The sequence below is a fragment of the Acidovorax sp. 59 genome (genome assembly GCF_002754175.1).
GTDB lineage: Bacteria > Pseudomonadota > Gammaproteobacteria > Burkholderiales > Burkholderiaceae_C > Acidovorax > Acidovorax delafieldii.
Window position 1 is genome coordinate 3110953 of sequence record NZ_PEET01000001.1, and the last position, 25348, is coordinate 3136300.

Consider the following 25348-nt stretch of genomic DNA (forward strand, 5'->3'; position numbering starts at 1 on the left):
TGCGCCGCAGCGGCATCGCGCCGTGCGGAGCAGGCCCCGGGGCAGCCGGGGGGACAATCACGCCTTTGTCCCTTTTGATGCCTTCCCGTGTCCCTCCCATTTTTTGACGCCATCATCATCGGCGCCGGCGCTGCCGGCCTGTTCTGCGCGGGCCAGGCGGGCCAGCGGGGCCTGAAGGTCTTGCTCATCGACCATGCCGACAAGGTGGCCGAAAAGATCCGCATCTCGGGCGGCGGGCGCTGCAACTTCACCAACCGCGACCTGGACCCGGCCGCACCGCACAAACACTTTGTGGGGCAGAACCCGCAGTTCTGCCGCTCGGCGCTGTCGCGCTACACGCCCGCCGACTTCATCGCGCTGGTGCAAAAGCACGGCATCCCGTTTCACGAAAAGCACAAGGGCCAGCTGTTTGCCGACCGCTCGGCCGAGGACATCATTGCCATGCTGCTGGCCGAGTGCGAGGCGGGTGGCGTGACCCGCTGGCAGCCCTGTAGCGTAAAAAAAATAGACTTTTTGGCATCAAGCGCTAATGAATCATGCCGGGGCAGCTATCAAATGGATACTGATCGTGGGCCGGTGTCGGCGGGTGCGCTGGTCATTGCCACCGGCGGCTTGTCCATCCCCAAGATCGGCGCCACCGACTTTGGCTACCGGCTCGCGCAGCAGTTCAGCATCCCGCTCATCGAGCGCAAGCCGGGCCTGGTGCCGCTGACCTTTGACGGCGCGGGCTGGGCGCCGTATGCGCAGCTGGCGGGGCTGGCGCTGCCGGTGCAGATCAGCACCGGGGCCAAGAAAACCCGCATGGCGTTTGACGAAGACCTGCTGTTCACCCACCGGGGCCTGTCGGGCCCCGCGGTGCTGCAGATCTCCAGCTACTGGCAGGAGGGCACGCCCCTGGCCATCAACCTGGCGCCCACGGTGGACCTGCCCGCAGCGCTGGCGCAGGGCAAGGCCCGCTCGCGCAAGCTGGTTGCCAACGAGCTGGCCACCCTGGTGCCGAGCCGCCTGGCCGACGCCTGGGCCAGCCGCGAGGCGGATTGGCAACGCCCCATCAATGAGGCCAGCGACAAGGCCCTGGCGCGCCTGGCCGAGCAGCTGGCACGCTGGGAGCTGACGCCCACGGGCACCGAGGGCTACAAGAAAGCCGAGGTGACGCTGGGCGGCGTGGACACGCGCGCGCTGTCGCAGCAGACCATGGAGTGCAAGACGCAGCCAGGCCTGTACTTCATTGGCGAAGTGGTGGACGTGACAGGCTGGCTGGGCGGCTACAACTTTCAGTGGGCCTGGGCCAGCGCGCATGCCTGTGCGCAGGCGTTGGCAGCGACACCCACCTGAGGCCCTACGGGCCTTCCCCCGCTCTCGCTACGCTACGCTGCGCGGGCAGGGGGACGACGCCCTCGCTGCAGGGCGGCCCTTGCCCGGCGTCCCGCGCGTGCGCAGCGCCCGCTTGACCGCTACGCTGCCGCTGCCTCTCGCGTCAACAATCCGCAATGCTGTCGGGCCCAGGCCTCCAGCTCCGGCACCGGCAGCGGGCGGCTGAAGTGGTAGCCCTGCAGCTCCTCGCAATCGAGTGCACTCAGCACCTGGGCCGTGGCCAGGTCTTCCACGCCCTCGGCCACGATGCGCAGCCCCAGCGTGTGGCCCAGCGCGATGATGGCGCGGGTGATGGCCATGTCGGCAGGGTTGGCGAGCATGTCGCGCACAAAGGACTTGTCCACCTTGAGGCGGTCGATGTCAAAGCGCTTGAGGTAGGCCAGGCTGGAATACCCGGTGCCAAAGTCGTCGATGGACAGTTGCACACCCAGCGCCTTGAGCGCCGCCAGTTGCTGCTCGGCCGCATGGGCGTTGTCCATGAGCTGGGACTCGGTGATCTCCAGCTCCAGCCGGTGCGCCGGCATGCCGGTGCGCAGCAGCAGTGCCTCGATGTCGGTGACCAGCGCGGGGTCGGACATCTGCGCGGCCGAGAGGTTGACCGAGATCGACACCCGGGCCAGCGGGTGTGGCATCAAGGCATCGCCAGGGCCCGCCTCCAGCGCCAGCTGTTGCCAGCGCACCCACTGCTCGCAGGCTTGCTGCAACACCCAGCTGCCAATGGCGCGGATCATGCCGGTCTCTTCGGCGATGGGGATGAACTCGCTGGGAGGGATGGAGCCCAGCACCGGGCTGGTCCAGCGCAGCAGCGCCTCCACGCCCAGCAGCTGGGTGCCCTGGGCGCTCAAGCGGGGCTGGTAGTGCAGGCTCAGCTCGTGGCGCTCCAGCGCGCGGCGCAGCTGCTGCTCCATGGTCTGGCGGGCCACCGCACGCTGGTCGGTCTCCATGGAATAGAACAGCGCCATGTCACGGCCGGTGGTTTTGGCCTCGTACATGGCGGCGTCGGCGCGGCGCATGAGTTCGTCAATGTCGCTGCCATCCTCGGGGTACACGGCGATGCCCACGCTGCAGGACACATTGAGTTCATGCCCCTCCACCGGGTGGCTCTGGCGGATGAGCGGGATCAGCCGCCGCTCCACCAGCTGCTGCACATCCTCGCGCCCGGCCACGTCGCGCATCACCACCACAAACTCGTCGCCGCCCAGGCGGCTCACGGTGTCGCGGCTGCGCACGGCCTGCGTAAGACGCGCGGCCACCGAGCGCAGCAGGCCGTCGCCAATGTGGTGGCCCAGCGTGTCGTTGATGGCCTTGAAGCGGTCCAGGTCGATGAACAGCACCGCGACCTTTTCGCCCGTGATAGGCGCCTGCGCCAGCGCCATCTGCAGGCGCTGCACACACAGTGATCGGTTGGGCAGCTCAGTGAGCACATCGTGGTGCGCCAGGAACTGGATGCGCTCCTCGTTGAGCTTGCGGTCGGTGATGTCGATGGCAATGCCGATGTGGTTGGCCACCGCACCGCCCTTGCCCTCGCGCACGGCCGACACCATGAGCCAGGCCGGGTAGGTCTCGCCCGAGCGGCGGCGAAACCGCACCTCGCCCTGCCACGACTCCTTGTCGAGCATGGTGCGCTGGATCTGCACCGACAGCGGCTCGGCGCCCGCCTCTTCCAGCAGAAAGCCCAGGTCTTCGCCAATGACCTCGTAGAAGTCGTAGTGCGTGCTGCGGCAGAACGCCTTGTTCACGCTGATGATCTGCTGCTCGGCGTTCATGATGATGATGCCCTCGGACGAGGCCTCGAACACCTTGGCCCAGAGCTCCAAGCGCTGCTCCATCACCTTGAGCACGTTGATGGGCGTGAAAGCGGTGAGCACCGAGTCGCGCCCCTGGAACTGCAGGCGCCGCGCCGACAGCACGGCCCAAGAGGGCTCGGGGCTGCCCTTCCAGCGCACCTCGAACTCATCGACCGAGCCCTGGTCGGCCAGACGCTGAAAGAAGCGCGCGCGCACGCCGGGCTCCAGCCCCACGGCCCAGGGGTCGGTCTTGCGGCCACCCAGCCAGTGGGCCGCGGGTGCGTTGGAGTGCAGCACCTCGTGCTCGGGAATCGACGTGACCACCATGGGGATGGGGAAGGCCTCCACCAGCTCGCGCTGGGCCTCGGCCGCACGGGCGCTGGCGGCCAACTCTTGCTGCAGCACGCGGTCGCGGTCGAGCTGGGACAGCATCTCGTTGAACGCGGTAACCAGGCGGCCGATCTCGTCGCGGCTGGCCCAGTGCGCGCGCAGCGTGTGGTCGCCGCTCTTGCGCACCTCGTCGGCCACGCGGGCCAGTTGCTGCAGCGGCTTGGCGATCTGGCGCGCGACCAGGGTGACGAGCGAAAGGATGCAGCCCAGCAGCACCAGCGCCGTGCCCAGGTGCAACCACATGCGGGCAAACAGGCTGTCGGCGCGCTGGTTCAGCAAACGCTCCAGGTCCACAATGCCCACCGACCAGGCATCGCGCAGCGCGCCCAGCACCTGCGCCTCCTGCACACCCACTTGCGCCACCGTCAGGCGCGACTCGCCCGACGCAATGCCCTGCAGCAAGGCCTGAAAGCCCTCCTGCGCCGCCTTGAGCGCCTCGCGCTGGCGCACCAGCGCGGCCCGCATCTCGGGCGAGCCTGCAATGAAGGCCTGGTTGTAGTCCGACTCGATGCCCAGCATCACCGCATCCAGCCGCCCCACCAGCGTCAGCAGCTCGGACGACCACTGCGGCCCGCGCCTTGATGGCGCTGCGTTCAAAAAGCTGACGGTGTCATGCACCGCCTGCAGCAGCTCGGGAAACCGCAGCACCACCAGCGACATCACGTAGTAGCTGTCCAGGTCCGGGTCCAGGATCAGGTTGGACTGGTTGCCCACGGTGGTGAGCAGCTCACGCCCCTCGCGCAGCAGCTGGCTGCGCAGCCGGGTGAGCGTCTGCGGATCAGCAGCTGGAGCGCCCCCTTGGGGCTGGCCCGTCAGCTGCTGCAGCGCCACGCCAAACCGCTGCCCCACCTCGGCCGTGTGCAGTTGTTCGTCGTGGGCTGCCCGTACGGCGTCCAGGCGGGTCAGCACATCGGCCACCAGCGGAGGCTGCTGCGAAGCATCCAGGAACTGCCCCATCAGCCCATCGCGCACCACGGCCGCATAGGTCGTGCCCACCACCTCCTTGCGCGTGAAATCAATCGCCAGGTACTTTTCGTGGATCAGGATGCTGGAGACGTAGATCACCGCCGTCAGGTCCAGCAGATAGATGAGCATGAGCTTGCGGCCCACACTGAGCCGGCCCAGCCAACCCGATACGCGGTGCATGAATGCCATGGTGTCTGCGGCGGGGCCGCCCGGGCGGATGGCCAGGGCTCTCCACCGGTGAATAGGAGTGTTACAACATGAAGCAACTTCCGCGCCATTGCGGTGTGGCCCTGCTGTGAGAAGCCCACCGGACGCCCTGTTCGGGGACAGACCGGCAATCCTTGCGCTCTGGGCGTGGATAAAGGCTATAATCTCCGGCTTTGCTGGCAATGCCCCGTCGGCCAAATACTAGTTACAGACGGGGAAACCGCTTTGTACGGACTTGAGGCCCGATCTCCCCAAGCCCCTCTGCAGGCACCATTTGGAAAACATTAGCTAATGACTACGATCCGCGTAAAAGAAAACGAACCCTTTGACGTTGCACTGCGCCGCTTCAAGCGCACCATTGAAAAGCTCGGCCTGCTGACCGACCTGCGCGCCCGTGAGTTCTACGAAAAGCCCACCGCCGAGCGCAAGCGCAAGAAGGCTGCTGCGGTGAAGCGTCACTACAAGCGCGTTCGCAGCATGCAACTGCCCAAGAAGCTGTACTAAGTACCGCTTTGGCCCCGTCCTGATACGGAGTGCCGACAAACCCGCGCTAGGGACGCCAAGCGCGGGTTTTTGTTTTTGGGGTTTGCCAAAAGGCTTTCTGGCGTCGTTGCAACGCCTTGCCGTAGCAGCACTACTGTCTGCGGCGTTGACGCCTAGCCAGAAAGCCTTTTGGCAAACCTCTGTTCTTGTCTAAAACCAACCAAGGAAGCCGCCATGAGCCTCAAGGATCAGATCACCGAAGACATGAAAACCGCCATGCGCGCCAAGGACAGCGAGCGCCTGGGCACCATCCGCCTGCTGCAGGCCGCGATGAAGCAAAAGGAAGTGGACGAGCGCATCGTGCTGGACGACGCGGCTGTGGTCGCCATCGTGGACAAGCTCATCAAGCAGCGCAAGGACTCGATCACCGCGTTTGAAGGCGCAGGCCGCCAGGACCTGGCCGACAAGGAAAAGGCCGAGATGGCTGTGCTGCAGGCCTACCTGCCCGAGCGCATGTCGGCCGAAGAAACGCTGGCTGCCGTGAAGGCCATCGTGGCCGAAATCGGCGCATCGGGCCCTGGCGACATGGGCAAGGTCATGGGCGTGGTCAAGACCCGCCTGGCGGGCAAGGCCGATATGGGCCAGGTGTCGGCCGCCGTGAAAGCGGCACTGGCAGGCTGATCGCCCCTGCGGTCGTGCCCACGGTACGACCGGTATCTTTTTGATAGCTGCTAGCGCTTGTAAGACGGGCGCTAGCAGCTATTTTCACTTCAAACCGAGGCGTTTGCGCCCACACCGGTCTCTGCGCTGCGCGACGCCCAACCGGCGCGAAAGTGCGCCTGCAAAAACTCCACGCACACCCGCACTTTGGCCGAGCGCTCCAGCCGCGTGGGGTAGACGGCCCACACATTGGCTTCTTGCTGCCACTGCGGCAGCACCTGCACCAGGCGCCCGGTCTGCAGGTGCGCGCCCACATCCCACAACGAGCGCAGCACCACGCCACGTCCGTCCACCGCCCACTGCACGGCCATCTCGCCGTTGTTGGCCGACAGCGGGCCGCGCACCTTCACCGACTCTTCCTGCGCACCGCTGCGCAGGCGCCACACGCCAAATGGATGGTCACGCTCCTTGATCACCAGGCAGTCGTGCGCGGCCAGATCGGCCACCGTGCGCGGCGAGCCCTTGCGCTGCAGGTAGGCAGGCGCTGCACACAACACGCGGTGGTTGTCGGCCAGGCGGCGGGCGATCAGGTGCGGCGCAATCTCGTCGCCCACGCGCAGGTCCAGGTCAAACCCTTCGCCCGCCACGTCCACCAGCCGGTCGAACACCTCCAGCCGCACCTGCAGCCCCGGGTGCTGCGCCACCAGCCGCGACAGCGCGGGCGCCACGATCTGGCGGCCGAAGCCAAAGCTGCTGCTCACCCGCAACAGCCCGCGCGGCTCGCTGCGCGTCACCGCTACCTCCTGCATCAGCTGCTCCATGTCGTCCAGGATGCGCTGCGCCCAGTGGAAGACGCGCTCGCCCTCCTCCGTCACCGCCACGCGGCGGGTGGTGCGGTGCAGCAGCTTGACCTGCAGGTCCTGCTCCAGCAGTCGGATGCGTTTGCTGACGTAGGCCGGCGAAGTGCCCAGCTCGGTGGCGGCGCCGCCAAAGCTGGCCTTGCGCACCACGGCCGTGAACACGCGCAGGTCTTCCGCTGCAGGATTTTTATGCACGATGTGTGAAGGATAAGGCCACAGTTAGCGGATTGTAGTTATCGGAAGCGTTGGGAACAATGCAGGCCATGCCGCTGGCTGCGCCCTGCAGCCGCACCCTCGAAGCCATTGCAAGGACCGCTTGATGACCCCCTCCACTGCCCCCAAAACCTACCGCATCGCCCTCATCGCCGGAGACGGCATTGGCAAGGAAGTGCTGCCAGAAGGCCTGCGCGTGGTGCAAGCCGCCGCAGCGCGTTTTGGCATTGCGCTCGAAACCACTGCCATCAACTGGGCCAGCTGCGACTACTACGCCGCCCACGGAAAAATGATGCCCGACGACTGGAAGGCGCAGCTGTCGGGCATGGACGCGATCTTCTTCGGTGCCGTGGGCTGGCCCGCCACCGTGCCGGACCATGTGTCGCTATGGGGTTCGCTGCTCAAGTTTCGCCGCGAGTTCGACCAGTACATCAACCTGCGCCCCGTGCGCCTGTTCGAAGGCGTACCCTGCCCCCTGGCGGGCCGCCAACCCGGTGACATCGACTACTGCGTGGTGCGCGAGAACACCGAGGGGGAGTACACGTCACTGGGCGGCATCATGTACGAGGGCACTGACCGCGAGATCGTGATCCAGGAATCCGTCTACTCCCGCCACGGCGCCCACCGCCTGCTGAAGTTCGCGTTCGACCTGGCGCAAAGCCGCCCCAAAAAGCACGTCACCCTGGCCACCAAAAGCAACGGTATCGCCATCAGCATGCCCTGGTGGGACCAGCGTGCCGACGACGTGGCCCAGGCCTACCCCGAGGTCACGCTGGATAAGCAGCACATCGACATCCTCACCGCCCGCTTTGTGCTGCAGCCTGGGCGCTTTGACGTGGTGGCTGCCACCAACCTGTTTGGCGACATCCTCAGCGACCTGGGCCCGGCCACCACCGGCACCATTGGCCTGGCCCCTTCGGCCAACCTGAACCCCGAGCGCACGTTCCCCAGCCTGTTCGAGCCCGTGCACGGCTCCGCGCCCGACATCTACGGCCAAAACATCGCCAACCCGATTGCGATGATCTGGTCGGGAGCGCTGATGCTGGACTTCCTCACCCACGGCCAGGGCGCGGGCAGGTTGGCACATGATGCCATCGTGGCGGCCATCGAAGAGGTGATCAAGAGCGGGCCGCGCACGCCGGACCTGGGAGGAAGCGCCAGCACAACGCAAGTGGGACAAGCCATCGCGGAGCACGTTGCTGCCGCCTGATAGGTGCCCGGCGTCACGAACGCATCACTGTTGGCAACGAGCTCCCGTCACCAGCATTGAACTGCCCCAGCACGGCTGCAACACCGGTACTGCCGAATCGATAGCAGCCCCACTCCATCCTCTGAGCAATGCCCCCATGAAGCCCATCCCCACCATCTTTTGCGCCACCGCCATGGCCTGGCTGGCCGGCAATACCTATGCATGCAGCTGCAAGCTCGCCTCGGCGGAAGCAAATGCTCCACAGGCCACGGTCGTGTTCAAAGGGGTTGTGACAGAAGAGATCGTCGACCCTGCGAACAAAAACGAGTACCGAGCCCTTTTCAGGCCCACGACCATCTACAAAGGCGATCAGGCCCCAGCCATCACGGTGCACACTCGGGGCGACCAGGGAAGTTGCGGCGTGCGGTTCGCCAAGGGGTCAGAGCACATGGTGTTCGCCTTCCAATCAGGCCAACGGCTGCGCACCAGCCTGTGCAGCACCTGGCCCATCTCCAAGAGCTATGCCGGCCATACCGCCGAAGTCGAGAGCCATTTCAACCAGCGCAAGTAACCACCTTCAGGCCCCACACACGTCGGATGCCCCGTTTTGCCCATGACACTGCGGGGGCGGACTGAGGCGAAGGCGACTGCCGGCTGACCAGCAACGAGCCTTCACTCCTGAAATGATAGCTACCAGCGCATGAATTACCTGCGCTACACCCCAATTTCATTCAAATATGGCTCTCACCCCCCACCTGGGGGCACCCTGAACTGCTCGGTGACGCCCCGCTCGGCGCGCGCCGCAGCGGCAGCCCACCGATCCCTGGCGTTGCGCGCGCCCGCCACGGCCCAACGCAGCGCATGCAGAAACACGACTATGGCAACGGTTCGCAACGGTCGCTGGCGGCCCACAAGGTTTGAAGCAGAGACGGCTCTGGGGGCAGTGGTGTGGGGATGCGGGTGTTTCATGGCCCCGCAATGCTCTCGCCGGGCTTGCCATCTGTAAAGTTGAATTCAATGACGATTCACTTCATAAAAGCTGATGCGTAACCTCAATCTCGACCAGTTGCAAACCCTGATCGCCATCGCCGACCTGGGCACCTTTGCGGCCGCCGCGCAGGCGTTGCACCTCGCGCCGCCCACGGTGAGCATGCACATCAAGGAACTGGAATCGCGCCTGGGCGCCGAGCTGGTGGTGCGCGGGCGGCGGCAGGCCGACCTCACCCCCGCTGGCGAGGTGCTGGTGCGCGAAGGCCGCCAGCTGTTGCTGGCCAGCGATGACCTGGTGGAGCGCGTGCGGCGCCACGCATCGGGCCGCGAAGGCATGGTGCGGGTGGGAGTGTCGGCGGGTGTCAGCACCCGGCTGCTGCCACGCATGCTGGAGGCGCTGGCGGCACGCAGCCCCGGGGTTGAAATCCGCCTGGAGGCCGTGGGCTCGGCCGAGTCAATGCAGCGGCTCAAGGCCGGTACGCTGGACATTGCCATCGTCGCCAGCCCCCAGCCGCCGCTGGCAGAGGTGCGCCAGACCCCCTGGCGCAACGACCCCATGGTGGCCCTGCTGCCCGCCGCGTGGGACGCGCCAGACCGCGTCGGCCCCGACTGGCTGGCCAGCCGACGCTGGGCATCGTTTGCGCCCGCCACGCAGATGCATGGGCTGATTGCCAACTGGTTTGGTCAGGCAGGCCATCACCCACGCCCCTTTCTGGCCCTGAGCTACCCTGGCGCCCTCAAAAGCCTGGCCGTGGCCAGCCAATGCGCCGCACTGCTACCGATGGAGGAGGTGGAGGACCTGCAGGGCACGCCCGATGTCCAAATCCGCCCGCTGCAACCGCCGCTCATGCGCCCCATGGCCGTGGCGCACCGCCACCAGCCACCGCCCTCGCCCGCCGTGGAGGGCGTGCTGGAGTTGCTGGCGGACTTTGCAGATTTCGCAGAGTGATGGCGGGACACACCGCGTGCCGTCACGCGGGCGGCAAGCCCTGGGCGCCCGGGGCAGGCCGAACAGAAGACCGGACAGCAAGCCGCTGCAGGTAGGGTTGCACGAACAGGTACAACCCCGTCAACAGCAGCAGTGCCAGCGGCGGCAGGGGGGCGTACGTGACCCAGTCCGGCGGGTTGCCTGCACCCTGGGCGCGAGCCACAAAATTGGCGATGACGGCCAACGTGAACGCCATCGACACCCAGCGATGGAACCGCCGAATTTCCACACCGGCGCTCATTGCACACCTCCAGCGGCTAGCTGGATCATCTTCCAGCCGTTGCCCGCCGGGTCCCGAAAGCCCGCGTCCACGTTGCCGTACCGGTCCACGGGCTCCTGTGTGAACTCCACACCCAGGTCGCGCAGCCGGGCATAGTCGGCGCGGCAGTCCGCCACATGGAGCACCAGCGCAGGCATGGCTCCTTTGGCCACCATCGCGCGCAAAGTTTGCGCTGTGGCTTCATCATGGATCGGTGGGCCAGGCCTGAACAGGCCGAGCTGGAAGCCCGGCTGATCGGGGTGCTGCACCGTCAGCCAGCGGTAGGGGCCATTGCGCACATCCGTGTGCACCTGAAACCCGAGCTTGCCCACATAGAACTCGAGCGCTTCGTCCTGATCGTCCACATACACGCCCACCACACCAATGCCTTGGTTCTTCGTCATCAGATCTCCTTGGTTGTTGATGACGGGTTTGTACCTTCCGCCAGGCGGCGGCGCTTCTCCGAAACTGCGGTGGTGAGGTCAGGGCGTTGTGCGGCTTTCAATACGCAGGCCGGCACCTTGTCCAGTGGCTCCAAGCGGGCCTGGGCCTGAAGGCGCACCGCACTGGGGCTCTGCCCCGTGATGTCGCGAAAGGTGCGGCCGAAGGTGCCCAGGCTCTCCCAGCCGGTGGCAAACGCAATCTCGGTGATGGGCAAGTCCGTGTCGCGCAGCAGCGTGGTGGCCTGTTCGATGCGGCGGGTCAGCAGGTAGCGGTGGGGCGGGATGCCAAACGCCTGCCGGAAGGATCGTGCGAAATGCGCGTCGGAGACGCCGCTGACCTCGGCCAGCCGCTGCACCGGCCAGGCTTCGTGCGACGCAGCGTCCATGCGGTCCTTGGCGCGCAGCAGACGGCGCAGAAGCGCCGGGTCCTGGGGCGCAATCGGGTGGGAGGCTTCGCCTTTGGCTGGGGTCGTCGGGGGCACGGAAGGCATGGTGGGTGCAGCATATCGCCTGTCTGGCGGCACTCCTGCACCGCCGGCACAGAGGCAGGCAAGTCTTGCGAGGCACCACAAGCGAAGACAAGCACCGTGAACAAAGTCACCGTCTTCGCGATGGACCTCACCCGCCATTAGTGCTGCAGAGACGATGGCATGGAATCATCGCGGCATCGCCCGTCGATGACCACCCGGCCATCGGCAGACCTTTCCTCAATCCTCTCGCGAATCATCATGAAGCGTCTTCTCATCCTGGGAGCCACGGGCTCCCTCGGCCGCCACGTACTGCAGCAAGCTGTTGCGGCGGGCCACCAGGTGTCAGTGCTAGTGCGCAACCCTGCCCGGCTGCCCCAGGACCTGCGATCACGCATCACGGTGCACCAGGTGGACCTGGGGTCCGTGGCAATCAGCGCCTTGGCAGACATCATCCGGGGCCACGAGGCGTTGATCAACTGTGCGGGACTCGTCACCGAAGGTCGCGCGTTTGTCGACCTCGTGGACCGCATTGTTTCCAGCGTGGAGTCCCTGGCACCCGCAGAGCGGCCAACCTGCTGGTTTCTAGGGGGCGCTGCGGTGCTCGACATCGGCCAGACAGGCCGCCGGGGTGTTGAACTGCCCAAGGTGCGCGACACCTATTGGCCGCACAAGAAGAACTTTGAGCGCCTGAACACCTCGTCCCTCGATTGGCGCCTGCTGTGCCCGGGACCGATGGTCGACCAACCCGCGCTGGGGATCGCCCGGCTGCGCATCGCCGCGGACCAGCTGCCGGTCTCCGTGCCAGCCTTTGCGGGCAGGCTACCCAGCCCATTGATGCTGCTGCTGTTCGCGTCGAAGGTGCCGCAGATGATCGTTCCCTATGCCGACGCAGCTTCTCTGATGCTGGCCCATCTTGAGCCCCGGGATGCGATGTCCCGGCACCGCGTCGGGCTCGCGCTGCCCGTGGGCATGCGCGGGAAGAAAGACACCTGGGCGGCCAAGCCCCGCAGTGCCACCTGACGAAATCCTCCATGAAAAAAGGCCCTCGCAGTCACGAGGGCCTGGGGCGGGAGAGTTGCAGAAAACCCGCATCACAACAGCCACTGGCGGTATCCGCCTGCTGCGGACGCGAACATCAGCTGCCCGCCACCTTCATGCGGTTGACCAGGATCGAACCCACCGTCTTGGCACCATAGTTGTAGGCATCGGCACCCACGGCCTCGATGCCCTTGAGCATGTCCTTGAGGTTGCCTGCAATGGTGATCTCGTGCACGGGGTAGACGATCTTGCCGTTCTCGACCCAGAAGCCGCTCGCGCCGCGCGAATAGTCGCCGGTGACGTAGTTCACGCCCTGGCCCATCAGCTCCACCACAAACAGGCCCGTGCCCAGCTTTTGCAGCATGGCGTCCAGGTTGTCGCTGGCTTGCGTGAGGCGCGATGTCATCACCAGGTTGTGCGAGCCTCCGGCGTTGCCCGTGGTCTTCATGCCCAGCTTGCGGGCCGAGTAGCTCGACAGGAAGTAGCCCTGCACGCGACCACCCTGCACCACCTTGCGCGGCGCCACGCGCACGCCTTCTTCGTCAAACGGCGAGCTGCCCTTGCCACCCAGGATGAACGGGTCTTCCAGGATGTCGATGTGCTTGGGAAAGACCATCTTGCCCAGCGAGTCGAGCAAGAAGCTGCTCTTGCGGTACAGCGAGCCGCCACTGATGGCCTGCACAAAACCGCCCAGCAGGCCAGCGGCCAGGGTCGATTCAAACAGCACGGGGCATTGCGTGGTAGGGATCTTGCGGCTGCCCAGGCGGCTCAGCGCACGCTGCGCGGCGTAGCGGCCCACGGCCTCGGGCGAGGCCAGGTCGGCTGCGTTGCGCATCGAGCTGTACCAGGCGTCGCGCTGCATTTCGGCGTTCTTGCCGGGCAACGAGGCGATGGGGGCCACCGAGAAACTGTGGCGCGAGCTGGCATAGCCACCGCGAAAGCCGCGTGTGTGAGCGCTGAAGAAATGGCTTTGCTGGGCCGACACGCCAGCACCTTCACTGTTGGTGATGCGGCGATGCGTCTTGAAAGCCGCGGCATCGCAGGCCTTGGCCATCTCTGCGGCTTCTTCGCTGGTGATGGCCCAGGGGTGGAAGAGTTGCAGGTCGCGGTGCGTCTCCTGGGGCGCGATATCGTCGGCGTCGGGCAGGCCAGCCACAGGGTCTTCGGCCGTGAAACGGGCGATGTCATAGGCCGCTTGCACGGTCTGCTCGATGGCCTTGGTAGAAAAGTCCGACGTGCTGGCGTTGCCTCGGCGGTGGCCGATGTAGACCGTCACGCCCAGAGACTTGTCACGGTTACGCTCCACGTTCTCCAGCTCACCCTTGCGCACGCTGACCGACAGGCCACAGCCCTCGGACGCCTCGGCGCCCGCGTCGGTCGCACCGAGCTTTTTGGCATGGGCCAGGGCGCGGTCCACCAGGTCTTCAAAAAACGGGCGGCTGTAGCTGAAGCCGCTGTCAGGGGTGCGGGAGGTGGCAGCTGCGGGCACAGCAGCCAGCGCGCCGGGGGTGCGCGGGGCGCGTTTGGAGGGTTTGTTCATAGCGGCAGCTATGATACTTGCCACTGCGGCGCACCCTGCGCCCGCCTCTCTTTGCCCCCACCCCATGTCACGCAAACCCAAAAAAGGCTACTTTGTGCGAGGCCAGTTTGTTGCCGAAGGCAGCGAACTGGACATTCAGCTCAAGGCCGAACTCAAAGGCACGCCCGATGCCAGCCGCACCGATCTCAAGCGCGAGAGCGACGAACTGCAGGACCTGGGCAAGGAGCTTTTGAACCTGCGCGCCGACCTGTTCGACGCCGTGGGCCTGCCCGACAAACTGGTGGAGGCGCTGGCCGAGGCCAAGCGCATCACCAACTTTGAAGGCAAGCGCCGCCAGATGCAGTATGTGGGCAAGCTCATGCGCAAGCTCGAACCCGAGCTGGTACAAGCCGCCCGCCAGGCGCTGGAAGAACAGCACAAGGGCTCTGCCACCGAAAAGCTGCAGCTGCATCTGGCCGAGCAATGGCGCGACCGCCTGATTGCCGACGACGATGCACTCGCCCCCTGGATGGCCGAGCATCCCGACACCGACACCCAGCAGCTGCGCGCTCTGATCCGCCAGGCCCGCAAGGATGCGCAGCCTGCGGGCAAAGAGGCCAACGTCCAGGTCTCGCAAGGCCTGGCGCCCCGCAAGGGCCGGGCATACCGCGAGCTGTTCCAGCTGGTGCGCGAGCACTTGGGCGGCACCGGCACGGCAGATGCCAGCGACACCGACGAGGACAACGACGATGAGTGAAGCCGTCCACGACGCCGTCAAGATCGGCATCGTCTCCATCAGCGACCGCGCCAGCAGCGGCGTCTATGAAGACAAGGGCCTGCCTGCCTTGCAGGACTGGCTGACGCGTGCGCTGCACAACCCCATCACCTTCGAGTCGCGCCTGATCCCCGACGAGCAGGCCGGCATCAGCGCCACGCTGATCGAACTGGTCAACGCGGGCTGCAGCCTAGTGTTGACGACTGGCGGCACCGGCCCTGCGCTGCGCGACGTAACGCCCGAGGCCACGCTGGCCGTGGCGCACAAGGAGATGCCGGGCTTTGGCGAGCAGATGCGCCAGATCAGCCTGAAGTTCGTGCCCACCGCCATCCTCTCGCGCCAGGTCGCTGTGATCCGAGACCAGAGCCTGATCATTAATCTGCCTGGTCAGCCGAAGGCGATTGCCGAGACGCTGGAGGGGCTGAAAGACGCCAACGGCCAGCAGATCGTGCCGGGCATCTTCGCCGCCGTGCCTTACTGTGTGGACCTGATCGGTGGGCCGTACCTGGAAACGCGGGATGAGGTCTGCAAGGCGTTCCGGCCCAAGAACGCTGTCCGGGCCAAGACCGCCTGAACCGCCTGCGGGCCAGCGCTGGCCCACGGGCGGAAGCTCCCCATCGCCCATCACACAGACGATGAAGTACCTTGCCTTCGCCCTCCCCCATCTGCTGGTAGTCGCCCTGCCCTTGTGGATGTATGTGCGCATACGCGCCATGAAACAGCGCCAGGATGCGCTGGTAAAAGACCTCAAGGGTCGGCACTACTGGCGCATCAACCTGGCCCGCCCCGCATTTTTTGGACGCTGGATGCGGCTTATGGCTTTCGAAGCCAAGGGCGTGCTGATCGACGATGGAGAAGCATTCCGCATCCGGGGGCATTGGGCCAAGACGGGCAAGGCTTTCGAGTCGTTGGTGCCCAAATCGGGGCTGAAGGTCGAGTGGCTGGGCAACCAATCCATCAAGACGGGCAACATCCACTGGGCTCGGCTGGACACCCCCAAAGGCCAGGTGCTGTTCACCGCCGATACCGGCTGGAGCGCCGGGCCGTCGCGCGAGGCCTTGTGCGACATCTTCCGCTCGGCGTTTCCCGACTATCCGCTGGACGAAGAGAACACACACGATTTCGCACTGGAGAAGAACCCTCGCAGCCTGGGCGCGACGGTGCTGTTCCTGGGCCTGATGCTGTTTGCGCTGCTCGACAGCTTTGTGTTCTCCGGCTACGAGCGCTGACGGATGCGCAGCTCTTCAGCATCCTGCGCTCGCCCCTGACCTGGCTGGTGGCGTCGGTGGGCATCGCAACGTTGGTGGCACTGTGCTACCGGTTCTTCGCTGCAGGGCGCATCCCCTCGCGCGAATCGATGGCGCTGGCCTTGATGCTGGGCACCGTATCGGCCGGGGCTGCCCTGCCCGTGCTCAAGCGGGTAGACCAAATGCTGGCAGGCTCAGTGTCAGAAGACCACGCATACCGCCTGTCGGGCACCTATCGGCTGGAGCCCATCGACACCACGCACGGCCTGCCGCCACTGAAGTTTCCGCGCATGCGGGACTATTGGGAGCAATGGCCCGATGGCAGCGAACACCGCATTCCGCTGATGCACGGACCGCTGGGGCTGTGGCAACTGGACCACGCAAAGTTTGATCCGCCCATCGTGGCTTTCTACGAAAAGAAGAGCAGCAAGCCTGGCAAGCACTGAGCCCGCAGTGCCCCCACGCAACGGCAGGAAGCCTACTTGCCCACCAGCTCGTTGAGCTTGCCCGCCTCGAACTGCTCCTTGATCGCCGCGTCACAGGGCACGCAGTCCTTGGCCTGCAGGTTGGCGGCCGAGAGCTTTTCGATCGCCTGCCACAAGAGCGCGATCTGGTGCTCTTGTGACGAGGCGTTGTCGATCAACCCACGCATGGCCTGCGAGAGCGGATCATCCTCCTGCGTGATGCCGTAGGCGGTGAATTTGCGCGATGGCTGGGGCTCGGTCACGTCGGCGCTCTGGCCTTCCTTGGACGGGATGATGCGTGCCGGGATGCCCACGGCCGTGGCGCCAGCGGGCACGGGTTTGATGACCACGGCATTGGAGCCGATCTTGGCGCCGTCGCCCACTTCAAAGCCGCCCAGCACCTTGGCGCCTGCACTCACCACCACATCTTTGCCCAGCGTGGGGTGGCGCTTGGTGCCCTTGTAGAGCGAGGTACCGCCCAGGGTCACGCCCTGGTAGATGGTGCAGCCATCGCCGATCTCGGCGGTTTCGCCCACCACCACGCCCATGGCGTGGTCGAAGAACACACGCTCCCCGATCTTGGCGCCGGGATGGATCTCGATGCCGGTGAACCAGCGCGCAAAGTGCGAGATGAAGCGCCCCAGCCACTTCAGGCCGTGGTGCCAGCACCAGTACGCGGGGCGGTGCAGCCAGATCGCGTGCAGGCCTGGATAACAGGTGATCACCTCCCACGTGCTGCGCGCGGCAGGATCGCGGTCGAGGATGCACTGGATATCGGAGCGCAAGCGGGCGAGCATTGGTTGTTATGGTTATTTGTAAATGGGCCGCACAGTCTATCGTTTCGCCTGCGCCGTCTCGATCATGGCTTTGGCGACACCTCTCAAGATGTGGATTTCCTCGGGGCTGAGCTGCGCGCGGTTGAAAAGCTGGTTAAGGCGGGGCATGAGCTTCTTGGGCGCGGCCGGGTCCAGGAAACCGATGGATGTGAGCGCCTGCTCCCAATGGCCCAGCATGCCCGCCACCTGGGCAGCGTCGGCCAACGCACGCGGCGGTGTGGCGTCCTGCACCGCAAAGCCGCCCAGCGCCTGGCGCCACTCGTAGGCGATCACCTGGATGGCCGCCCCCAGGTTGAGCGAGCCGAAGCCGGGGTTGGTGGGAATCGACAGCGCCACGTGGCAGCGGTACACATCCTCGTTGGTCATGCCAAACCGCTCCGAGCCAAAGAGAAAGGCCACACCGGCCTGCGGGGCCGCACTCGGGTCTGCAGCGGTGTCGTCGCCTGCGTTTTGAGGGCTTTTGGCCTCTAGCGCTAGTACTTCATGCCTGAGTAGCTCACTTTTTAATAGCCCTTCAAAGTGCGCACGCGGCGCTGCTGTGGGGGGGCCAAAATCGCGTGGGGTCATGGCCGTGGCGCACATGTGGCTGATACCGTCGAGCGCCTCGTCCAGCGTGGCGACGATGCGTGCGTTGTTCAGTACATCGATGGCGCCGCTGGCGCGCTGGATGGTTTCCTCGCGCCTGAGCACGTTAGCCCAGCGGGGAGCGACCAGCACCAGGTCGTCAAACCCCATGGTTTTCATGGCACGGGCGGCGGCGCCCACATTGCCGGCGTGGCTGGTGTTAATCAGGACAAAACGGGTCTTCATGGACAGGCGGAGCGAGGGGGGGAAAGCGGCCGGTTAGGCAAAAAAGGGCACTGCGGGTAAAATTCCGCCCTCTATTGTCGCCGCCCGCATCGCCGGGACGGGTCGGACCTCCCCGCTCATCCTGTACGCAGACGCCCGCGCCATCTTGGCCGCGCGCTGCCAACCACCACAATTTATGTCGTCCAATCTGCACCCCATGCTCAACGTGGCCATCAAGGCCGCACGCGCCGCCGGCGCCATCATCAACCGCGCGGCCCTGGACGTGGAATCAGTGCGGATCTCGCAAAAGCAGATCAACGACTTTGTGACTGAGGTGGATCACGCCTCCGAAAAGATCATCATCGAGACGCTGCTGACGGCCTACCCCGGCCACGGCATCCTGGCTGAAGAGTCGGGCAAGGAATACGGCGCCAAGGATTCAGAATTTGTCTGGATCATCGACCCGCTGGACGGCACCACCAACTTCATCCACGGCTTTCCCGTGTACTGCGTGAGTATCGCGCTGGCCGTCAAGGGCAAGGTCGAGCAGGCCGTCGTGTACGACCCCACCCGCAACGACCTGTTCACCGCCACCAAGGGCCGCGGCGCCTACCTGAACGAGCGCCGCATCCGCGTCTCCAAGCGCGCCCAGCTCAAGGACTGCCTGATCTCCACCGGCTTCCCCTTCCGCCCGGGCGACAACTTCAAGAGCTACCTGAACATGATGGCCGACGTGATGCAGCGCACCGCCGGCCTGCGCCGCCCCGGCGCCGCTGCGTTGGACCTGGCCTACGTGGCTGCGGGCTTCACCGACGGCTTCTTTGAAACGGGTCTGTCGATCTGGGACGTGGCAGCGGGCTCGCTGCTGGTGACCGAGGCCGGCGGCCTGGTGGGCAACTTCACGGGCGAGGCTGAATTTCTGGAGCAGCGGGAATGCTTGGCAGGCAACCCCCGCATCTACGGCCAGCTGGTGCCCATCCTGGGCAAGTACAGCAAGTTTGCGAGTGCTGGCGACAAGGCGGCCGTGCGCCAGGCGGCGACTCCCGACACGCCCGAAGCCAACAACATTCCAGAGACAGAAGGCGCTGCGGACGCAGCCGAATCGGCGGCGCTCCAGGCCGACTCAGCCAAGGGTGAAGACGCGCCGTTCTGAACATCTCAACTACCGCGCCTCACCGTCAAGCCAGCACACGATGACCGCTGAAAATATCTGGTAGCAGGACCGCGCAGTAGGCGCGCTCGTTACCAGAGTAGCCGTGCAAGGGCCGCCCCGCCGCACTGGCTGCGTCCCCCTTCCCGAATTGCGCAGCAATTCGAGAGAAGGGGGAAGGCGCGAAGCGACTAAGGGGGATGCCTCCCTACACCGGGTCTGGATACTTCTGCGCGATGCTGCGGAAGTCTTCTGCAATGTCCACAAACGCGTCCACCATGTCGGGGTCAAAGTGCGTGCCCTTGCCCCGCACGATGGTGTTACAGGCCTGGTCGTGCGAAAACGCAGGCTTGTACACGCGTTTGCTGATGAGCGCGTCGTACACGTCGGCCACCGCCATCAGGCGCGCCGACACCGGGATGGTGTCGCCCGCCAGGCCCTGCGGGTAGCCAGAGCCGTCCCACTTCTCCTGGTGGCTGTAGGCGATCTCCTTGGACACGCTCAAAAAGGCCACGCGCATGCCCAGGCGCCGCTCGGCCTCGTCAATGGCATTGCGGCCCAGCGTGGTGTGGGTCTTCATCACCTCGAACTCCTCCACCGTGAGCTTGCCGGGCTTGAGCAGAATGCTGTCGGGGATGCCGATCTTGCCGATGTCGTGCAACGGGGCCGACTTGTACAGCAGCTCGATCATGCGGTCGTTCAGCACATGCTCAAAACGCGGGTGGTGGCGCAGGCGTTCGGCCAGGGTCTTCACATACAACTGGGTGCGGCGGATGTGATTGCCCGTCTCGTTGTCGCGCGTTTCGGCCAGGGAGGTCATGGCCATGATGGTCACGTCCTGGATGGCCTGCACCTCCAGCGTGCGCATGGCGACCTCCCGTTCCAGGTAGGCGCTTTTGTCGCGCAGAAAATCGGCCGTGGCCTTGAGCGCCAGGTGCGTGTTGACGCGCGCGAGCAGTATCGGCGGACTGATGGGTTTGGTGATGTAGTCCACAGCACCCAGGGCCAGTCCCATGCGCTCGTCGTCGGTGTCGGAACGCGCCGTCAGGAAGATCACCGGGATGTCGCGGGTGGCAGGCGCCTCCTTGAGGCGACGACAGACCTCGTAGCCATCCACCTCGGGCATCATGATGTCCAGCAGGATCAGATCGGGCGGCGTGGCCGACTGGGCAATTTTGAGGGCCTTCTCCCCATGGTTGGCCACCTTCACCACATAGTGCTCCCGCAGCAGACTGCCCATGAGCGTGAGGTTCTCGGGCGTGTCGTCCACCACGAGCACGGTGGCAATCGGCTTGTCAACCAAGGTCGTCGGGCTGGAGGCAAAAGGCGCGTTGTCCATGCAAATGTCCTGCGTGAATGCCGTTCAGGGGGTTTCGAGGGCCGGGGATTCAGAGCCCGGCACCGCAGCCAGGGCTTCCAGCGCCTGCTCGAAATCGAAATTCAGGGTGTGCTTTTCAACGACCTGGAAGGCGCTGCCCAGCGCCGCTTTGAGCACCACACCATTGTGTTGGAAAAATTCAGTGGCTGCAGGATCGTCCTGCTCCAGCAGGCGGCGCAAGTGCTGCCCTGCCTCGGCGGGCGTCATGCCGGCCCCCGGCGCCCTCGCATTGGGCGCCAAACCTGACTCAGGTGTCGTGCCCGCCTGCACGGCCTGCAGCACCCAGTCCTGCAGCCCGTGCAGCAGGGGCTGCAGCGCAGCCCGCAGCTCGGCCAGCAGCGGCACGATGGCCTCGTTGCCATGGCGAAAGCGCAGCGCGTGCTCCAGCGCCTGTGCGCGGTCCGACACGGCCTGCGCGCCAATGTTGGCTGCCACCGACCGCAGCGTGTGGGCCAGGCGCTCGGCCAGTGCAACATCGTGCACCGCGAGCGCACGCTGCAGCTCTGGCAACACCGGAGCCTGCCCTTGCACAAAGCGGCGCAGCATCTCGGCGTACAGCCCTGTCTTGCCCAGCGCGCGCTGCAGGCCCAGTTGGGTGTCCAGCCCCGGCAGATCAGGGACATCCACCGGCAGCCACCCTGCGGCCGCTGCACTGGAGGCCGCTACCGGCGCGGCCACTGGAGCCGCACTGCTGCGAGCGGGCACAACCGCCGCACCGAGACCCTGGCGGGGGCGGATCCAGCGTGCCAGCGCGGCCCACAGGGCCGCAGGTTCGATGGGCTTGGCAACATGGTCGTTCATGCCCGCCGCAAAGCAGCGCTGGCGGTCCGCCTCCATGGCGTTGGCCGTCATGGCGATGATGGGCAACTGCGCGTAGCGCGGGTTGCCGCGCAGCAGTCGTGTGGCCGTCTCGCCATCCATGATGGGCATCTGCATGTCCATCAGCACGGCGTCGTAGTGCTTGCGCTCGATGTGGTCGATGGCGATCTGCCCGTTCTCGGCCACGTCGACGGCGAAGCCCGCGTCCAGCAGCAGCTCCATGGCCACCATCTGGTTGAGTTCGTTGTCCTCGACCAGCAGCACGCTGGCGCCCCGGATGTCCAGCGGCAGCTCGTCAGCAGCGGGAGCGGGAGTGGCCGCACGGCGCCCCTCCGTGCCCGATGCCTCCAGCGGCTGCATCAGGGTGTCGAACAGCAGCGAGGCATTCACCGGCTTGATGAGCACGGTTTCGATGCCCTGCGCACGCGCGGCCCGCATCACGTCTTCGCGCCCGTAGGCCGTGACCATCAGCATCTGCGGCACCTTGGGCATGCCCAGGCTGCGAATGTGGCCCGCCAGCTCCACGCCGTCCATGCCTGGCATGTGCCAGTCCAGCAGCAACAGGCCAAACGGCTGGTGCTGTGCCATGGACTCGCGCAGCCGGTCCAGCGCCTCCAGGCCCGAATGCGCCTGCTCCACCACAAAGCCCATCGCCTGCAGCATGTCGGACAGCACCGTGGCTGCGGTATGGTTGTCGTCCACCACCAGCACCCGGGTGCCCCGCAGGTCGGGCGGAGGTAGCAGCACACGCGCCGCTGCCCCACGCTCCAGCGGCACCGACACCCAGAAGGTGGAGCCCTTGCCGAAACGGCTCTCCACGCCCACCTCTCCGCCCATCAGCTCTGCCAGGCTCTTGCAGATCGCCAGCCCCAGGCCCGTGCCACCATAACGGCGCGTGGTCGAGGTGTCGGCTTGCTGGAAGCTCTGGAACAGGCGCCCCATCTGCTCGTCCGTGAGCCCGATGCCGGTGTCGCGCACCTCGAAACGCAGCCGGACCTGGTTGCCCATCTCCTCCAGCAAGCGCACGGCAATGCTGATCTCTCCGGATTCGGTGAACTTGATGGCGTTGTTGGCGTAGTTGATGAGGATCTGGCCCAGGCGCAGCGCATCGCCCACGAGGTTAGGGGGCACATCGCTGGCCACGTCGCAGACCAGCTCCAGGCCCTTGGCACCGGCCTTGTAGCCCACCACATCGGACACGCTCTCCAGCATGCGGTCGAGCAGAAACGGCTGACGCTCCACCACCAGCTTGCCCGCCTCGATCTTGGAGAAGTCCAGTATGTCGTTGATGACCCCCAGCAGGTGCTGGCCTGCCTGCTGGATCTTGCTCACGTAATCGTGCTGGCGTGGACTCAGGCCCGACTTGAGTGCCAGGTGCGACATGCCGATGATCGCGTTCATGGGCGTGCGGATCTCGTGGCTCATGTTGGCCAGGAAGTTGGACTTGAGCGCGGTGGACTCCTCAGCCAACTCCTTGGCACGGCGCAACTCCTGTTCAGCACGCTGGCGGTCGGTGATGTCCACGAACGTGCCAATGGTGCCGCCGGGTGTGCCATCGGGGCGTGCAAAGCCATGCAGCCAGAACAGCGTGTGGTGCAGCTCGCCGTCGGCATAAGGCAAATCGACCTCGCGGTGCACCTTGCGCTCGCCCTCCATGGCCTTTATCGCGTCCTGCTCGAAGCGCGTGCGGGTTTCCTGCGGCAGATAGTCCAGATCCATCACTGTCTTGCCGATGAGCGCCTCGCGCGAAACGCCAAAGGCGTGCTCATAAGCGCGGTTCACGCCGATGTAGCGCCCGTCCGCGCCCTTGTAGAAAAGGGGCACAGGGATGGCGTCGATCAACGCCTGCTGGAAATCGAGCTGCCCGGCCACCTGCTCCTCCAGGAGCTTCTGGTCGTGGATGTCCACATTGACGCCCACCACCCGCACCGGCTGGCCCTGGGCGTTGCGGAAAATGCGCGCGGCCTCCAGAAACCAGCGCACCTCGCCATCGGGGCGCACGATGCGCCAGGAGTCGCGCAGGTAGTCCTCGGTGCCTGCAAGGCAACTGTCGAAATAAGCGCTTGCCTGGTCGCGGTCTTCCGGGTGCAGGCAGTTGAGCCAGAAGTCGCGCCCGTCAGGCTGGGTTCCAGGGGGCAGGCCCATCATCTGGGCCAGCTTGTCCGACCAGAGGATCTCGCCGGTGACCAGGTTCAGGTCGAACACCCCGATCTTGCCCGCTTCCTGCGCCAGCTCCAGGCGTTCTTGGGCCTGCTGGATCACGCGCTCGGCACGCCGCTGCTCGCTGACATCTTCAATGACCCAGATCGAGGCAGTGCCAAAGTCGTCCATCTTGACGCTGCGGCCCGCCAGGCGCGCCTCGAACTGGCTGCCATCCAGCCTGCACAGGGTAGCGGTCTCGCGCAAGGCCTGGCCCGAGGCCAGTGCCGGCGTGACGCGGGCAGTGAACAAGTCGGCATGGCCCGTCCCGCCAAACAGCACCGACACCCCCAGACCCAGCAGCTGTGATGCGGTGCCGCCCATGAGATCCACAAATGCCGGGTTGAACTGGCGGAACTGTCCGTCGCACACCATCACGATGGGCGGTGCGTTGTCGAAGATGGCGGTTTGCTGTTCCAGCAGTTCGTTGAGCAGGCGTTCGCGACGCTCCAGCTCCTTTTGCGCCTGGATGCGTTCGGACACGTCCTCGTGCAGGCCCACGATGCCGATGCGCTTGCCCCGCCCATCAAACACTGGCGATAGCGTGGCCTCGTCGTGGTAGATGCTCCCGTCCTTGCGCCGGTTGACGAACTGGCCCTGCCAGGACTTGCCCGACAGCAGCGCGGACCACATCAGCTGGTAGGTCTGTGCGGGCGTCTGTCCGCTGGCCACCAGCGATGGCTTTTTGCCACGCACCTCGTCCAGCGAATAGCCCGTGTTGCGCTCGTACTGGGGGTTGACCCAGTCGATACGGCCGTCGCCATCGGTGATGACCACGGACACCGGGCTGCTCTCCAGCGCCGTACCCAGCACCCTGAATCGCTCCAGTGCACTGGCCACCCGGGCACGACTGCGCAGCAAGTCCAGCAGCAGCAGGCCCAGCAGGCACAGCAGCACAAAGGCCACCGCCCCAATGCGCGCGCGCTGCGTCGACGACATCAAGGCGCTGATATCGTCCAGCGCCACCAGCTGCCACTCGCCCCCCGGGTCGTGCCAGTCAATGGCCCGGCGTTCGACAGCGTAGGTCACGCCGTTGATCTGGACATCTCCGGTATCGGCCGCAAAGGGCAACGCTGAAGCCACGCCATTGTCGAAATGCCGGCCGAACTGGCGTGTGGCGCGGATGGCATCGATACGCGCCTGCGTGAGCGGCGGCGCTACCGCGAACTGCCATTCGGGGCGCGTGGCGGCAAACGCCACGCCCTGCGGCGATAGCAGCACCATGGGCAGGCCCGCGCGCTTGAGCAGCAGGTCCACCGGCTCAAAACCCACCTTGAACATCACCACACCGATGATGTTGCTCGATGGCGTGTCGCTTTCATAGAGTGGCGCTGCGTAGTACAGCCCACGCTCCTGGGTATTGCTGCCAATGGCGGCATACACACTGTTGGCGCCCTGGATGGCCTGCTGGAAGTACGGGCGGAATGCAAGGTTCAAGCCCGTGGATCGTTCGCCAGGCGTCTCGTGCGCTACCACGGTGCCATCGGCAGACATTACGTACACGCCTTGCACCAGAAAGCGCCCGCGCGCCACGGCCAGGCGGGACAGTGCCTCGGGGTGGTCAGGGGGCAAACGGCCCAGCGCCATGTCCTTGAGCAAAGGCTCGCTCAGGCCCATCAGCGATACCGCCCCGAGCATGGAGCCGCCAGTGGTCTGGGCTTGCAGGGCATCTGCCGTCTGGTGCAACACGCGTGAACGCTCGGTCGCCCGCTCGCCCGCTCGCCAGTGCTGTGCACCCTGCACCACCAGCACTGCGCCGATCAATGCCAGGGCCACCACCACCAGCAGGCCACGGATGCCGGGGGCGTTACGGTCCACAAGCTTGTCAAACCACATGCCTACGCCCTTGCCACGC

22 protein-coding genes are annotated in these 25348 nt (G+C 65.6%); 12 read left to right on the forward strand and 10 right to left on the reverse strand.

Annotation, left to right across the window (positions count from 1 at the left end):
- Positions 1–87 precede the first annotated feature (87 nt).
- The gene (locus CLU87_RS14130) at positions 88–1335 is read left to right on the forward strand and encodes an NAD(P)/FAD-dependent oxidoreductase (protein WP_099730845.1); all 1248 of its coding nucleotides are present in this window, start codon (positions 88–90) and stop codon (positions 1333–1335) included.
- Positions 1336–1454: 119 nt separating this feature from the next.
- On the opposite strand, the gene CLU87_RS14135 is transcribed toward CLU87_RS14130, so the two are convergent.
- Positions 1455–4706: an EAL domain-containing protein gene (locus CLU87_RS14135; RefSeq protein WP_099730846.1), complete on the reverse strand. Its 3252-nt coding sequence runs from the start codon at positions 4704–4706 to the stop codon at positions 1455–1457.
- Between the two features lie 309 nt (positions 4707–5015).
- On the opposite strand from CLU87_RS14135, the gene rpsU reads away from it, so the two are divergent.
- Together rpsU and CLU87_RS14145 are read left to right on the forward strand one after the other, a co-directional pair.
- The gene (rpsU, locus tag CLU87_RS14140; RefSeq protein ID WP_007833691.1) at positions 5016–5228 is read left to right on the forward strand and encodes a 30S ribosomal protein S21; all 213 of its coding nucleotides are present in this window, start codon (positions 5016–5018) and stop codon (positions 5226–5228) included.
- Positions 5229–5441: 213 nt separating this feature from the next.
- Positions 5442–5888 (forward strand): GatB/YqeY domain-containing protein, encoded by a 447-nt coding sequence (locus CLU87_RS14145; RefSeq protein WP_055400197.1) that lies wholly within the window; start codon positions 5442–5444, stop codon positions 5886–5888.
- An 89-nt stretch (positions 5889–5977) separates the two neighbouring features.
- Here CLU87_RS14145 and CLU87_RS14150 read toward each other — a convergent pair whose 3' ends face one another.
- Entirely contained in the window at positions 5978–6922 is a 945-nt protein-coding gene (locus CLU87_RS14150; protein ID WP_099730847.1) for a LysR substrate-binding domain-containing protein, read from the reverse strand.
- Between the two features lie 124 nt (positions 6923–7046).
- Here CLU87_RS14150 and CLU87_RS14155 point away from each other — a divergent pair, with 124 nt between their 5' ends.
- From CLU87_RS14155 to CLU87_RS14165, 3 genes are all read left to right on the forward strand, one after another.
- Complete coding sequence (locus CLU87_RS14155; RefSeq protein WP_099730848.1) at positions 7047–8150, forward strand: tartrate dehydrogenase; 1104 nt, start codon at positions 7047–7049, stop codon at positions 8148–8150.
- A gap of 136 nt (positions 8151–8286) precedes the next feature.
- Complete coding sequence (locus CLU87_RS14160) at positions 8287–8700, forward strand: hypothetical protein (RefSeq protein ID WP_099730849.1); 414 nt, start codon at positions 8287–8289, stop codon at positions 8698–8700.
- Between the two features lie 471 nt (positions 8701–9171).
- Positions 9172–10068, forward strand: a complete 897-nt coding sequence (locus tag CLU87_RS14165; RefSeq protein WP_099730850.1) for a LysR family transcriptional regulator — start codon at positions 9172–9174, stop codon at positions 10066–10068.
- Positions 10069–10090: 22 nt separating this feature from the next.
- Here CLU87_RS14165 and CLU87_RS14170 read toward each other — a convergent pair whose 3' ends face one another.
- The 3 genes from CLU87_RS14170 to CLU87_RS14180 are packed head-to-tail and all read right to left on the reverse strand — an operon-like array spanning position 10091 to position 11300.
- Positions 10091–10348 (reverse strand): hypothetical protein, encoded by a 258-nt coding sequence (locus CLU87_RS14170; protein ID WP_099730851.1) that lies wholly within the window; start codon positions 10346–10348, stop codon positions 10091–10093.
- Entirely contained in the window at positions 10345–10770 is a 426-nt protein-coding gene (locus CLU87_RS14175; RefSeq protein ID WP_099730852.1) for a VOC family protein, read from the reverse strand. The genes CLU87_RS14170 and CLU87_RS14175 overlap by 4 nt, the downstream gene beginning before the upstream one ends.
- A complete protein-coding gene (locus CLU87_RS14180) occupies positions 10770–11300 on the reverse strand; it encodes a helix-turn-helix domain-containing protein (RefSeq protein WP_099730853.1) in 531 nt (176 codons plus the stop codon). The genes CLU87_RS14175 and CLU87_RS14180 overlap by 1 nt, the downstream gene beginning before the upstream one ends.
- A 237-nt stretch (positions 11301–11537) precedes the next feature.
- Here CLU87_RS14180 and CLU87_RS14185 point away from each other — a divergent pair, with 237 nt between their 5' ends.
- On the forward strand, positions 11538–12299 hold the full coding sequence (locus CLU87_RS14185; protein ID WP_056058204.1) for an NAD(P)-dependent oxidoreductase: 762 nt from the start codon (positions 11538–11540) through the stop codon (positions 12297–12299).
- A 115-nt stretch (positions 12300–12414) separates the two neighbouring features.
- Here the strand turns inward: CLU87_RS14185 and pmbA are convergent, their stop codons facing one another.
- On the reverse strand, positions 12415–13857 hold the full coding sequence (gene pmbA / locus CLU87_RS14190) for a metalloprotease PmbA (RefSeq protein ID WP_099730854.1): 1443 nt from the start codon (positions 13855–13857) through the stop codon (positions 12415–12417).
- Positions 13858–13921: 64 nt separating this feature from the next.
- Between pmbA and yjgA the strand changes: the two genes are divergently transcribed.
- The 4 genes from yjgA (at position 13922) to CLU87_RS23530 (ending at position 16304) form a co-directional block, all read left to right on the forward strand.
- On the forward strand, positions 13922–14593 hold the full coding sequence (yjgA, locus tag CLU87_RS14195) for a ribosome biogenesis factor YjgA (protein ID WP_099730855.1): 672 nt from the start codon (positions 13922–13924) through the stop codon (positions 14591–14593).
- Positions 14586–15185, forward strand: coding sequence for a molybdopterin adenylyltransferase (gene mog, locus CLU87_RS14200; protein WP_099730856.1), 600 nt, complete (start codon positions 14586–14588; stop codon positions 15183–15185). The genes yjgA and mog overlap by 8 nt, the downstream gene beginning before the upstream one ends.
- 61 nt (positions 15186–15246) lie before the next feature.
- Positions 15247–15840, forward strand: coding sequence for a hypothetical protein (locus CLU87_RS23525; RefSeq protein ID WP_233193787.1), 594 nt, complete (start codon positions 15247–15249; stop codon positions 15838–15840).
- Between the two features lie 56 nt (positions 15841–15896).
- On the forward strand, positions 15897–16304 hold the full coding sequence (locus CLU87_RS23530) for a hypothetical protein (RefSeq protein ID WP_233193788.1): 408 nt from the start codon (positions 15897–15899) through the stop codon (positions 16302–16304).
- 32 nt (positions 16305–16336) lie between these two features.
- Here CLU87_RS23530 and cysE read toward each other — a convergent pair whose 3' ends face one another.
- Both cysE and CLU87_RS14215 read right to left on the reverse strand, forming a co-directional pair.
- Positions 16337–17119 (reverse strand): serine O-acetyltransferase, encoded by a 783-nt coding sequence (gene cysE, locus CLU87_RS14210; RefSeq protein WP_099730857.1) that lies wholly within the window; start codon positions 17117–17119, stop codon positions 16337–16339.
- A gap of 36 nt (positions 17120–17155) precedes the next feature.
- Positions 17156–17968, reverse strand: a complete 813-nt coding sequence (locus CLU87_RS14215) for an RNA methyltransferase (protein WP_099730858.1) — start codon at positions 17966–17968, stop codon at positions 17156–17158.
- Positions 17969–18143: 175 nt separating this feature from the next.
- Here CLU87_RS14215 and CLU87_RS14220 point away from each other — a divergent pair, with 175 nt between their 5' ends.
- Positions 18144–19100: an inositol monophosphatase family protein gene (locus tag CLU87_RS14220; protein ID WP_099730859.1), complete on the forward strand. Its 957-nt coding sequence runs from the start codon at positions 18144–18146 to the stop codon at positions 19098–19100.
- A 205-nt stretch (positions 19101–19305) separates the two neighbouring features.
- Here CLU87_RS14220 and CLU87_RS14225 read toward each other — a convergent pair whose 3' ends face one another.
- Positions 19306–20436 carry a two-component system response regulator gene (locus CLU87_RS14225; protein WP_099730860.1) on the reverse strand — a complete coding sequence of 377 codons (1131 nt, stop codon included), beginning with the start codon at positions 20434–20436 and terminating at the stop codon, positions 19306–19308.
- 24 nt (positions 20437–20460) lie between these two features.
- Complete coding sequence (locus CLU87_RS14230) at positions 20461–25329, reverse strand: PAS domain S-box protein (protein ID WP_099730861.1); 4869 nt, start codon at positions 25327–25329, stop codon at positions 20461–20463.
- Positions 25330–25348: the final 19 nt, after the last annotated feature.

What these genes read in the sequence shown, in the direction of transcription:
- CLU87_RS14185 (WP_056058204.1), top strand. Translation starts at nt 11,538, where the DNA reads ATGAAGCGTCTTCTCATCCTGGGAGCCACGGGCTCCCTCGGCCGCCAC.
- yjgA (WP_099730855.1), top strand. Translation starts at nt 13,922, where the DNA reads ATGTCACGCAAACCCAAAAAAGGCTACTTTGTGCGAGGCCAGTTTGTT.
- CLU87_RS14180 (WP_099730853.1), bottom strand. Translation starts at nt 11,300, where the DNA reads ATGCCTTCCGTGCCCCCGACGACCCCAGCCAAAGGCGAAGCCTCCCAC.
- CLU87_RS14230 (WP_099730861.1), bottom strand. Translation starts at nt 25,329, where the DNA reads ATGTGGTTTGACAAGCTTGTGGACCGTAACGCCCCCGGCATCCGTGGC.
- CLU87_RS14220 (WP_099730859.1), top strand. Translation starts at nt 18,144, where the DNA reads ATGTCGTCCAATCTGCACCCCATGCTCAACGTGGCCATCAAGGCCGCA.
- CLU87_RS14160 (WP_099730849.1), top strand. Translation starts at nt 8,287, where the DNA reads ATGAAGCCCATCCCCACCATCTTTTGCGCCACCGCCATGGCCTGGCTG.
- CLU87_RS14215 (WP_099730858.1), bottom strand. Translation starts at nt 17,968, where the DNA reads ATGAAGACCCGTTTTGTCCTGATTAACACCAGCCACGCCGGCAATGTG.
- CLU87_RS14165 (WP_099730850.1), top strand. Translation starts at nt 9,172, where the DNA reads ATGCGTAACCTCAATCTCGACCAGTTGCAAACCCTGATCGCCATCGCC.
- CLU87_RS14145 (WP_055400197.1), top strand. Translation starts at nt 5,442, where the DNA reads ATGAGCCTCAAGGATCAGATCACCGAAGACATGAAAACCGCCATGCGC.
- CLU87_RS14135 (WP_099730846.1), bottom strand. Translation starts at nt 4,706, where the DNA reads ATGGCATTCATGCACCGCGTATCGGGTTGGCTGGGCCGGCTCAGTGTG.
- CLU87_RS14175 (WP_099730852.1), bottom strand. Translation starts at nt 10,770, where the DNA reads ATGACGAAGAACCAAGGCATTGGTGTGGTGGGCGTGTATGTGGACGAT.
- CLU87_RS14170 (WP_099730851.1), bottom strand. Translation starts at nt 10,348, where the DNA reads ATGAGCGCCGGTGTGGAAATTCGGCGGTTCCATCGCTGGGTGTCGATG.
- rpsU (WP_007833691.1), top strand. Translation starts at nt 5,016, where the DNA reads ATGACTACGATCCGCGTAAAAGAAAACGAACCCTTTGACGTTGCACTG.
- CLU87_RS23525 (WP_233193787.1), top strand. Translation starts at nt 15,247, where the DNA reads ATGAAGTACCTTGCCTTCGCCCTCCCCCATCTGCTGGTAGTCGCCCTG.
- cysE (WP_099730857.1), bottom strand. Translation starts at nt 17,119, where the DNA reads ATGCTCGCCCGCTTGCGCTCCGATATCCAGTGCATCCTCGACCGCGAT.
- mog (WP_099730856.1), top strand. Translation starts at nt 14,586, where the DNA reads ATGAGTGAAGCCGTCCACGACGCCGTCAAGATCGGCATCGTCTCCATC.
- pmbA (WP_099730854.1), bottom strand. Translation starts at nt 13,857, where the DNA reads ATGAACAAACCCTCCAAACGCGCCCCGCGCACCCCCGGCGCGCTGGCT.
- CLU87_RS14155 (WP_099730848.1), top strand. Translation starts at nt 7,047, where the DNA reads ATGACCCCCTCCACTGCCCCCAAAACCTACCGCATCGCCCTCATCGCC.
- CLU87_RS14225 (WP_099730860.1), bottom strand. Translation starts at nt 20,436, where the DNA reads ATGGACAACGCGCCTTTTGCCTCCAGCCCGACGACCTTGGTTGACAAG.